Annotated in this window: 3 protein-coding genes; all 3 read right to left on the bottom strand. The window is 46.3% G+C overall.

The genetic code is table 11. The features are described 5' to 3' along the window. Window positions 1–96: 96 nt before the first annotated feature. Genes VN105_RS13145 through VN105_RS13155 form a run of 3 tightly spaced genes read right to left on the bottom strand, consistent with a single transcriptional unit; the run spans window position 97 to window position 1,765 of the window. On the bottom strand, window positions 97–387 hold the full coding sequence (locus VN105_RS13145; protein ID WP_325641570.1) for a hypothetical protein: 291 nt from the start codon (window positions 385–387) through the stop codon (window positions 97–99). A gap of 11 nt (window positions 388–398) precedes the next feature. After that, window positions 399–1,310, bottom strand: a complete 912-nt coding sequence (locus tag VN105_RS13150; protein ID WP_325641572.1) for a HEPN domain-containing protein — start codon at window positions 1,308–1,310, stop codon at window positions 399–401. Next, entirely contained in the window at window positions 1,307–1,765 is a 459-nt protein-coding gene (locus VN105_RS13155) for a hypothetical protein (protein WP_325641574.1), read from the bottom strand. The genes VN105_RS13150 and VN105_RS13155 overlap by 4 nt, the downstream gene beginning before the upstream one ends. Between the last annotated feature and the right edge of the window lie 106 nt (window positions 1,766–1,871).

Consider the following 1,871-nt stretch of genomic DNA (forward strand, 5'->3'; position numbering starts at 1 on the left):
ATTCTCCGGGCTTTTCATTTCTTCATCGGTAAGTAGAACGGGAATGTTCATTTGTGTCAGCGTTTGCCTGCTCTGCATTGATAAACCCTTTAGCTGTTAGCGCTTTCTATGCCTGTTCTTTTTTTCATTCAGGATATGAAATGCTTCCATCAGTCGTTGCAGTTCCTGTATAAAATCCATCAGGCCTTCCCGGATGCATCCCTCGTCATAAGCGCTTTGGCCATTGCATAACGCTAACTGCTGCCAGCGCTGTATTTCTTGTTTTAGATCATCCAGGTGGTAGTTTTGAAACACTTCCCGCAGGCCGTGAAACGGCCGCTTGCCGGCTTGGCTGAAAAAGTGCCAGGGCTTGTTAAAACGTTTCCGAGTGGATTGATTAGTTTCCATGCAAGGTATATTTATTTGTCAAGGACGTTCTGCAGCTCCGGCCGTTCGCTGGATATAGGAACAGGTGGTGGCGGCGCGGTCACAATGGCCTTTCCCGCTTCTGATAGAATTTCGTGGATGCGCCTGATTTTTTCGGTAAGGGTTGACAGCTCTTCATCGGTGATCTTGTAATCTTCTTTATAGCGGGTATCTATATAGGCTTTTTGCAACAGGTTAAACAGGCGTTTCTCCTGCTCCGTTTGCCGGGGAAATAGTTGTGGCAGTTGATAAGCTACCAGGCTGCCATAGCGGAGCAGCCGATCAATGCTGTGGGTATTGGCATGATAGCCGGTCCCCACTTTCAGCAATGTTCGCAAAGCCTGTTCGGCGGACTGGTGTAGCATAAATGCTGCCATTTTGTGTTGTTTGCGTACGCGGTACAATTCCGCACCTGCCAGGAACTCTTTGGCTTTGGATAGCCCGTCTTCCCATTGTTTGGTGGCTTCTTTATTGTTGATGGATGCTTTTATTTCGGTAATATCTTCCCGGCAAATGTTTCCGAGATCGTACAACACTGGTGCATATTGCCATACAGCCATTGCAAACGGGAGACCCGCTTGCAGCCACTCTATAAAGGTAGACGTTTGTAATACAAGCGTAGTAACCGGCATGGTGTTGCTACAATGGTTTTCTATCTTGTCCTGCCAGTCGTGCAGCTCTTTGTTAGCAAGGTTTGGCAGAAGGATCAGGAGCGTGCAATCTGATATATTCTGGCAAGAAGGGGCCAATTCATTAAATATGCTCTCACATCTTTTGCGGTGAAGCGTAGCGCCCAGCAGGAAAATCATATCCGGATTAGCCGCTCTTACAATTACCTCCACAAGCTGCTGCTGGTGAAAGGAGAAAGCCTCCCGGCAAAGGTGGTAGATGACGAACGGTTTCATAATACCTCCTTTTTTGATAGTTTTCGCCTGGGTTTCCGGAACCATTTCTTAAACCAATAGGTGTGGTGTTTATCCCGCCAGTTTGCATACAGATCAATGAGTTTCATTTTACCATCTTTAGGAAATAGCAATCCTAACGCATCCATTTCCCTAAACATTTGTCGGATGTCTTCTTCAGTATAATGATGTTGGCCATAGCCATGTGCGATAAAATAATTAATAAGGTGTTCTTTGGCCAGATCTCTTCCTTCCCGCTTCCAACTGCCACAGGATAAATCATCGGTAAAATCCCGGATGATTTCCTCCGGGGTTTTATCCACTAACTTGCATAGTAGCAGAAATTGATATGGGAAAATGAATTTAATTTCGGCGTGACGATCATAAGCGCCGGTTTGCCATTTTAGCTCAGGCTTGGGTTTGCGCCGATGTTGCTTGCTGGTTGGATTCTTTTTCATGGTGAGGAACATTGAGAAGTGTGGAATATGTGTGAGCAGACTAACCGGCGGTACATAAAAAAGACGTGGGTTAGTCTTACGGCTCCTGAGGGCTGCGACACCCTAA

Source organism: Chitinophaga sp., assembly GCF_035564935.1.
Lineage (GTDB): Bacteria > Bacteroidota > Bacteroidia > Chitinophagales > Chitinophagaceae > Chitinophaga.

Excerpts from the sequence above, each read along its gene's own strand:
- VN105_RS13145 (WP_325641570.1), bottom strand. The coding sequence starts at position 387 with ATGGAAACTAATCAATCCACTCGGAAACGTTTTAACAAGCCCTGGCAC.
- VN105_RS13150 (WP_325641572.1), bottom strand. The coding sequence starts at position 1,310 with ATGAAACCGTTCGTCATCTACCACCTTTGCCGGGAGGCTTTCTCCTTT.
- VN105_RS13155 (WP_325641574.1), bottom strand. The coding sequence starts at position 1,765 with ATGAAAAAGAATCCAACCAGCAAGCAACATCGGCGCAAACCCAAGCCT.